The 7,976-nt window shown below is 57.2% G+C and carries 9 protein-coding genes; 5 read left to right on the forward strand and 4 right to left on the reverse strand.

Going from position 1 to position 7,976, the window contains the following annotated elements; translation table 11 throughout:
* Positions 1 to 559: 559 nt before the first annotated feature.
* The 4 genes from NW837_RS04405 (at position 560) to NW837_RS04420 (ending at position 2,742) form a co-directional block, all read left to right on the forward strand.
* On the forward strand, positions 560 to 898 hold the full coding sequence (locus NW837_RS04405) for a hypothetical protein (protein WP_414329426.1): 339 nt from the start codon (positions 560 to 562) through the stop codon (positions 896 to 898).
* Between the two features lie 84 nt (positions 899 to 982).
* On the forward strand, positions 983 to 1,324 hold the full coding sequence (locus tag NW837_RS04410; RefSeq protein WP_011432043.1) for a histidine triad nucleotide-binding protein: 342 nt from the start codon (positions 983 to 985) through the stop codon (positions 1,322 to 1,324).
* 84 nt (positions 1,325 to 1,408) lie between these two features.
* The gene (locus NW837_RS04415) at positions 1,409 to 2,059 is read left to right on the forward strand and encodes a precorrin-8X methylmutase (protein WP_414329433.1); all 651 of its coding nucleotides are present in this window, start codon (positions 1,409 to 1,411) and stop codon (positions 2,057 to 2,059) included.
* Positions 2,060 to 2,295: 236 nt separating this feature from the next.
* Positions 2,296 to 2,742 (forward strand): hypothetical protein, encoded by a 447-nt coding sequence (locus NW837_RS04420; protein WP_414329427.1) that lies wholly within the window; start codon positions 2,296 to 2,298, stop codon positions 2,740 to 2,742.
* A 107-nt stretch (positions 2,743 to 2,849) separates the two neighbouring features.
* On the opposite strand, the gene NW837_RS04425 is transcribed toward NW837_RS04420, so the two are convergent.
* Together NW837_RS04425 and hflX are read right to left on the reverse strand one after the other, a co-directional pair.
* Complete coding sequence (locus NW837_RS04425) at positions 2,850 to 4,598, reverse strand: diflavin flavoprotein (RefSeq protein WP_414329428.1); 1,749 nt, start codon at positions 4,596 to 4,598, stop codon at positions 2,850 to 2,852.
* A gap of 115 nt (positions 4,599 to 4,713) precedes the next feature.
* Positions 4,714 to 6,480 (reverse strand): GTPase HflX, encoded by a 1,767-nt coding sequence (gene hflX / locus NW837_RS04430; protein ID WP_414329429.1) that lies wholly within the window; start codon positions 6,478 to 6,480, stop codon positions 4,714 to 4,716.
* A gap of 195 nt (positions 6,481 to 6,675) precedes the next feature.
* On the opposite strand from hflX, the gene NW837_RS04435 reads away from it, so the two are divergent.
* On the forward strand, positions 6,676 to 6,810 hold the full coding sequence (locus NW837_RS04435) for a hypothetical protein (RefSeq protein ID WP_414329430.1): 135 nt from the start codon (positions 6,676 to 6,678) through the stop codon (positions 6,808 to 6,810).
* A gap of 134 nt (positions 6,811 to 6,944) precedes the next feature.
* On the opposite strand, the gene NW837_RS04440 is transcribed toward NW837_RS04435, so the two are convergent.
* Together NW837_RS04440 and NW837_RS04445 are read right to left on the reverse strand one after the other, a co-directional pair.
* Positions 6,945 to 7,376, reverse strand: a complete 432-nt coding sequence (locus tag NW837_RS04440) for a DUF488 family protein (RefSeq protein ID WP_414329431.1) — start codon at positions 7,374 to 7,376, stop codon at positions 6,945 to 6,947.
* Positions 7,373 to 7,976 (reverse strand): DUF488 family protein (locus NW837_RS04445; protein WP_414329432.1); only part of this gene is annotated, 604 nt, incomplete at its 5' end. The genes NW837_RS04440 and NW837_RS04445, both read right to left, overlap by 4 nt.

Raw genomic sequence — 7,976 nt, forward strand, 5'->3', positions numbered from 1 at the left:
TGTTGTATTGCTTCCTAACTCCCCTCTCCCTTTGGGAGAGGGGCTGGGGGTGAGGGATGACTCCCTCTGGGAAAGGGGCTGGGGGTGGTCGCGGCAGCGGCGCGGAACGCTTGGGGAGTGTCTCAATTAGCCTAGAATGACCATACAACCGTATCCCGTGGTCCCTTAGTGGGCTGTAGTTGTGTAGCTAAAGCCAATTAGCAAAAGATCCCATTGGATGCTAGCAGTCCTCACTTGTGTTTGCTAGCAGCTTTACCTCTTATCTGCACAGATTTCTGCACAGATTATTTACACAGAGCTGAACAAGGGAGTGCCCATCAGGCAAAGCCTTCCCCTGTGGCGCAAAAGTATTTCGCCACGCAGGGATCTGCCTGTCCTTTGCCTTGGCATTTTGCCCAAGTTGAGTATAATCAATACCTAACATCCAGGATCAGATCGAGGATAGTTGGGAAGGGATCCCAACCTTGATTTGGTTTTGAGACTGCTAGCCCCCTTTTTAGGATCTTTCGCAAAAAACTCTGTAGGACTGAGCCCAGTCGCGTCAGCGTTGCGGAGCAACATGGTTTACACCTTCGAGATCATCGGCATCGCCCCTGCTCTACAGTTCTTTCATCAGCAACAGAAGCTGGCCCAGCGGCCCTGTGGGGTGGAATACCTGGGTACCAGCTCCTGCACCCTCGATGCGTTGCTGGGATCCGTGGAGGAAGTGCCGGCCCGGCGCGGCTGGGACTTGGATCAGTTGGTCGACGCTGTTATCCGCTTTTGGTGCAGCAACCCCGATTTGGTGAGTTTGTGGCGCTCTCGTTTTCGCGATGCCGGGCGAGATGCGCTGTTGGTCTCGCGAGTGGGGCATATTCAATCACTGCGGCAGGAATTTGAATGGCTGCTGAAGCAGTAGGTGCCGAGCGCCACTCTCGCCACCTGGGTGGGAGAATGTGCGGTTAGCAGGTAGGCTAAGGGCAGAACTAATTTGTGAGCACCCATGAGCGACACAGTTTTCGGCAAGATTATTCGCAGGGAGATCCCTGCACAAATCGTTTACGAAGACGATAGAGCCCTGGCCTTCAAAGATATTGCCCCCCAAGCCCCTGTCCACATTTTGGTGGTGCCCAAAGAGCCCATCCCCGGCATTTCCCAGGCCAAGCCCGAACATGAGGCATTGCTGGGACATCTCCTGCTGACCGCTCAGCGGGTGGCTGCCGAGGCCGGTTTAAACAAAGGTTATCGATTGGTGATCAACGAAGGAGAGGACGGCGGGCAAACCGTCTTTCATCTCCACATTCACGTTCTGGGCGGTCGGGGGATGGGCTGGCCCCCAGGTTGAGCGATGGTTTTTCTCACCCATTGGAGCCTCTGCAGGTACAATCCTGTCATCACCGAGGTAAACGGCGGGCGGGGTCTGGGATCGATGGAGTGGCACGTAACCGATGCAGAGAGTTTGATGATCATCGACCAGGAGGTGGGCAAGCACGAGCTTTCTCCTGCTGAGTATGAGGTGGTTCGTCGGGTTATTTATGCTACTGCCGACTTTGAGTACCTGAACCTCATCCGTTTTGGCAACGAAGCCTTACAGGCCGGAGCGGCGGCTCTGGCAGCGCGTACCACCATTGTGGTCGATGAGCCGATGGTGCAGGTGGGCATTGCCTGGGCTGTTCAGAACACCTTTTCCAACCCCATCTATTGCAGCAGCGAAGCCATTACCCGCCCCCAAAGGGACAAGACCCGCTCTGCTTGGGGCTTGGAAACTCTGGCCCAACGCTACCCTGAGGCGATCTTTGTGATTGGCCAATCCCAGACTGCCCTCTCCACCTTGGTGCAGCTGATTAGAAAGAAGGAGGTGGCCCCTGCTCTGGTCATCGCCACGCCGGCTGGGTTTGTGAACGTGGTGCAAGCCAAGCAGGAGCTAGCCGATTCCATGGTGCCCCACATCCGCACTGAGGGACGCAAAGGAGGCCCGGCAGTGGCTGCAGCGGTGTTGGATGGCCTGCTGGACTTGGCTTGGCACGCCTATGTACGGGTCAGCAGCGCAGACTATCCTGGCAAATCCGCCGTTTCTTGACATGCTCCTTGCTCTACTGGCTGGCTAAGCCAAGGCAAACTGCGCAGCGGTAGAGCAGGGCTTTAGACCCTATTTCTAGAGTAGGTCTGCTGATCTGATCGAGATCACTCAACTGGGGGGATCCCGATCACCCGGCCTTCAAGTCGGCATCGGCAAGATGGGAGCTGTGCTCTCAGTCCTGCCCTTGAAAAATGGCCTGAGAGACGACTGGGTTGGGCCTATGGAGGGATCTTCCCATGCGGTGTGCCATCTTCTTTTGCTGGCTTGCCTGGGTTTTTGCGCCGGGGGCTTGGGCACAAGCTGAGCCATGCCCGGTGGTCGTCCTTTCGCCCTCTTCACAGTTGCAGTTGTCAGAATCGTCAACACTTGCCTCTACTCTCTCGACAGCCCAGAAAGTGCTCCACACTGCTACTGCACTCGACAAGGCAGAGGTTATCGCTACGCAACATTTTCCCGAACCGGTCAGCCCCTACCAGCGCTGGCGACAGAGGTATGCCCCCTCGGATCCCCTCTCTTCGGGTTTGGGCAGCGTCCCTTATCGGCCAGCCCAGCAGGGATCCCAAAGGATTCAACAGGGAACAGAGAGACTGCCCTTTTGGCTAGAGCAGAGCGGGATCCGCCTGGGAGAAGACAGCCCTTTTTTCCTACATCCCGATGGCTTGGTCTATCGGCAGTCCTATTGAAGTTTTTGTGAGTCTGTTCGCTACAGGGATCCCAGCTTCCCCAGGGAGAAGGGCTGGAGGTGAGGGATCATCTCTCACTTCTCCCTTCTCACTGCTCACTATCAGTATTAGTAATGATTCCCTACCTTGCGGTGGTGGATGGCGGTGAGGCCCTCTGGGCTGGAGACCCGACCGGCTTCCAAGGTGCTGTACACCACCCAGTGATCGCTGGTTTCCAGGCGGCTCACCACACGGCACTCCAGGTAGGCCAAAGCATCGGCCAAGATGGGGGATCCGTTGGCAGCAGGGTAGGTCTTGATCCCGGCAAAGCGGTCGGCCCCCGGTGGAAATCTCTTCAGGAAGTGGCGCATCAAGGGTTGGTAATGGCCTTCTTGCAGCACGTTTAACACGAAGGTATCTCCCACCTGCAGGAAGGATTCGATGGCCCGATCCTTGGCCACCGCAATGCTGATCCCTGGCGGATCGGTGCTGGCTTGGGCTACCCAGGAGGCGAGCATAGCGCTGGTGGCTTGCCCTTTGCGGGCAGTGATGATGTAGAGGCCATTGCTAATGCGGCCCAGGGCGCGATCCAGGTCGGCATCCAAGGCTTTCATCTGCTGAATGCTGCGATCCCGGGTCAGCCACTGCCCCAGGTCGGTACCTGCTTCTTCGGCCAGTTGCAGCAGGGCCTCGCCAGCAGGCTGCTTGAGCAGAATGGGGGCAAACACCTCTTTGGCGCCGATTTCTTGCAGTGTGTTGCGGCAGAGGTACACCGACTCATCATCTTCGCCGCCCGACTCAAACAGACCAAAGCCTTGCTTGCTGTGGGCAGAGGCCAGCAGGGTTTTCAGCAGCACTTGAGTGGTGGCGGCCTCAGGCCCTGATTGGGGCGGCATGCCTATCACCACACCGGCGGCCAAGCTCATCAGCTCACGCACCTCGTGGGCATCCACCAGCCGCAAATCTGCCAGCTCCACCTGGATGCCGGTCTTTTGGATCCCACGGGCAATGGCTTGAGCCAAGGTTTCCGCCTGGCCATAGCCGGACAGGTAGAACACTGCCACCAGGCGCTCGGCTTTGGCCTGCTCCAGGCTCCAGGTGCGGTAGTGCTCCACCCAGTCGGACAGGTGATGGCGCAGTAGGGGGCCGTGGCCGGTAGCAATGGCAGCGATGGGAGGCAAGGCTTCCATGCGCTTCAGGGCGGACAACACCGAGCGGGCGTTGGGCCCCATGAGGCAGTCGTAGTAGAGCTTGAAGTCGGCCTGCAACAGGTGGGGATGTTCGTCCCAGGCGAAATCGTCGCAGTAGTGCATCCCAAACACGTCGCAGGTGTAGAGGATCTGGGTGCCGTGGTCGTAGGTGAGGATGGTGTCGGGCCAGTGCAAGTTGGGGGCAGAGATAAATTCCAGGACATGCCCCTTGCCCAGATCCAAGCGATCTCCCTGTTTCACCACCAGCCGCTGGAAGGGCCGATGCACCAGATCTTCCAGAAATTGCACCGCCACCTTGGAGGCCACCACCGTCATCTGGGGCGCCAGCTCCAGCAGATCCCCAACCAGGCCGCTGTGATCTGGCTCGGTGTGGCTGACCACCAGGTAGTCGATCTGGGCAGGATCTAGGATCCCTTGCAGGCAATCCAGGTACAACTGGCGAAACTTCTCGTGGGAGGTGTCGATGAGGGCCACCTTCTCGCCGCGAATCAAGAAGGAGTTGTAGGTGGTGCCATTTTCCAGAGCAAATTCGATGTCAAATCGATCCCGATCCCAATCTTGGGAGCGAATGGCAAGGGTGTCGGCCCCGATGGGCAGAGTTTGCAGCGTCAGATGGGGCTGGGCCAGGCGAGGTGCGACTTGAGGTGCAACTGCAGTGGTGGCCATGTTCTCTCCCTAACTTTAAGTCGGGTCACAATCCTGATCTCAATGTAACTGAATGTTTATGTTGACGGCGGATGAAGATGAGCTATGCAGGTTTGGAAATCCTTATGGAATGCTTTTAGGGATCCTTGGGTTCCTGCCAATCGAAGGGGTTAGGACTTAGGGCTGTAGCAAACTGGGCCAGGGTGTGGCGCAACTGATCCAGGTTTTGGCCGGTGGCGGCGGAAACAAACAGGGCTTTGGGGTAGAGCAGGCGGACGTCTTCCACCCATTCGGGGTCGAGGCGGTCGATTTTGTTGAACACCAGCTGGCGGGGACCAGTGGCCAAGGGCAGCTTGTCCAGCAAGGTTTCCACCGCCTCGATCTGTCCTTCCCAGTTGGGGTGAGACAGATCCACCACATGTAGTAGGGCATCGGCTTCCGTCACCTCTTCCAGGGTGGCTTGAAAGGCATCCACCAGTTGGTCTGGCAATTCGGTTAGAAATCCCACCGTGTCGGTCAGCAGGACCGCCTGCCGGTTGGGCAGATCCAGCCGCCGGGTAGTGGGATCCAAGGTGGCAAAGAGTTGGTCGGCCACGTAGACCTGGGCATGGGTGAGGGCATTGAGGAGGGTGGATTTGCCGGCGTTGGTGTAGCCCACCAGGGCCACCACGGGAATTTGGGATGCCTCGCGCCGTTGGCGCAGCCGCTGGCGGTGGCGGCGCAGCTCTTCCACCTCTTGCCGCAGCTTGCTGATGCGCCGCTGGATGGCCCGCCGCTCCATTTCCAGTTGGGTTTCCCCCGGGCCCCGAGTACCGATCCCACCCCCCAGCCGCGACATGGTGCGACCGCGACCGGCCAGGCGAGGCAGCAAATACTGCAGTTGCGCCAGCTCCACCTGCAGCTTCCCGGCTCGGGTTCTGGCCCGCTGGGCAAAAATATCCAGGATCACCTCGCTGCGATCCACCACCCGCACCCCCACCGCCTCTTCCAAGGTGCGCACCTGGCTGGGGGTGAGTTCCCGGTCGAACACCACCAAGTTAGCGCCCAGATCCTGGACCAGCAGCGCCAGCTCTTGCACCTTACCGGATCCGATTACCGTGGCCGAATTGGGGCCTTCCCGCCTCTGCCAGAGGGCCTGCAGCACCTGTCCGCCGGCGCTTTCCACCAGGCGGCCCAGCTCCGCCAACCCATCCATGAGATCCTCGTAGCTCTGCCCGGACTCCTGCAGCCCCACCAGGATGGCCCGATCCTGATCCAGATCCACCTGGCGGGCGGTCAACTGGCGCCGAAACCCATCTTCTAGCTCCGCCACCAGCTCCTGCAGATCCTGTTCTGCCAGGATCCCCAAAGGCAAAGGCTCAGAAACCTGCCAACGGCGCTCTCCCTCCGGCAGCAGATGGGCCAGATAGGCCCGGTGAACAAAGCCCGTAGCCGCTCCTCCCCGGCGTCGGTGCCCTCCTGACTTGGACACGGAAAGGGTGATGAGGGCATCCAAACGCTGCAAAGCCATGGCCGTCAGCGCTTTTTGACCGGGGCCCCCCTCCCCCATTTGGGTGGTGATGCAGCGGATCCCGGATAGGCGCTCGGCCCCCTGGCGGGGCAATTCCCAAGCGGGAATCTGGGTTTCAAAAGGGGATCCCACCCCTACGCGGATCACCTGGCCGCGCCGGTTGAGGTAAACGCTGATGGGCCGGCCTTCCAACTCTTGGGTCAGGGATCCCAGCCGTTGGGCAAACTCCACCGTCACCAGGCGGTTGGGGGGTAGGCGCAGTTGGTAAAGCCGTTGCAGTTGCTTTTGTTGGTGGGGCTTTAACCCTTTGGCCTGTTCGGGAAAGCGTCGTGGAGCGATAGCAGAGCTGAAGCGGGGGTCGGTCTGATGGCGAGAGGTGCTAGCCCTGGGCATAGGGACGGGGAAAGACCCAAAAACAAGCTTTCATCTACCATACACGCTAGCTGCCCGCAGGAACTTGGGATCCAAAAGCAACGGTGGCAAACACTGGCCCAGTGTTGCGGGGGCAACAGTACGGCGATGTCATCAGCAACGGGTGCAACATTCAAACCAAGGTCATTCCCGAACAAAAGTAGGCGGAATACTTCCATGACCCAACCGAGGTACGCATGGGGCAGCCAAACCCAGACGATCACAGGCTTCCTGATCGCCCATCATCTGCTCAAGGTCAACCCCAAAGATGTCAATGTGTTGGATCTGCCCAAGCGGGGATCCCTGTATTGAGCTTGCTGTCGGTGAGAGAGTTTCCAAATCGGTTGGGCAGTCAGGGATCCCTTTCGCTCCGTGTTGCCGGAATCCTGCTGCAACTCGGAGTAGCTGCATAAATCGGAAAAATCCGTAGTGCCAGCTCTTAGTTATCATAGATGCACGATTTCAACATCACCCCATTTTCTGCGCAAATATTCAGCAACCAGCCTACGATGACAGTGCTCAGGTGTAGCTTCACTACAAAGCAGACATCCTCCATCGAGAATACTTTTATCCACTTGATCTTCAATGCGACGCTCGGCCATCAGCGACAAAAACTGTCTCTCATAATTAGACCAGTCACCACTAGCTTTATAAGCATCAAGAATTTCTTGGGTCGGTGCCAATTCTGGCAAATGAATGTATCCAAGCTTACAGATCTCGTGAAGGAAGAACTCTAGGTCATTCTTTTTCGTGAATCCCGCCAGTTGCGAGGTGTTATTAAGTCGAGTATCAACAACTCGAACCGGACCAGGCTGTTTTAAGCGATTAAAAAATTGCTCTGCACTTTTCTTCGTAAACCCTATCGTAAATATCTTCATGGCCTCGCGCTCCGCTCATCATTTTTTGACATTTTCTCATCTCGATAGGCGACACGCCTGCCTTGAATGAGATAGGCTTCGGCTATAAACTCTTCCCGACTTCTAAACAAGTCCCCCTCTGGAAGTTTGCAAAGGGCAAGAAGACGAGATTCTAGAGCCTCATGAGTCTCCAAAGAGCCATTGGCCAAGATGTGGTTGACCGGAATCCCACTTTGAAAAAGTTTACGCGCCACCAGCAACGATCTATGACATTCAATAGGGTCTTTCTCAGCACACATCAGTGCGATCCGATACCGACTAGAACCTTGGATCAGACGGTCGATCCCTTCGAGGAAGGCTGGCTCATTTGCCAGTCGTTCATACTGAATCCTACCCTGATCATAGCAGCTCGGATTTTCGCTACGTCCTCCCAATTCTTTGCCCAGAAAGACGTAAGCAATACCTGCTGCCGCTAAAGCACTTTTCAACTTTTCTTGTGAATATTGAGGGACGTAACGGCTATATGGACGTGAGCGAACGTCGCCAATACCGGTGATGTTGTACTGGCGCAGTAAGTCTATGAAAAAATCAATCTCGTGGTTTGAGTGACCAATCGTGTAG

The organism is Synechococcus sp. R6-10, assembly GCF_047461815.1.
In the GTDB taxonomy this organism is placed as follows: domain Bacteria; phylum Cyanobacteriota; class Cyanobacteriia; order Thermostichales; family Thermostichaceae; genus Thermostichus.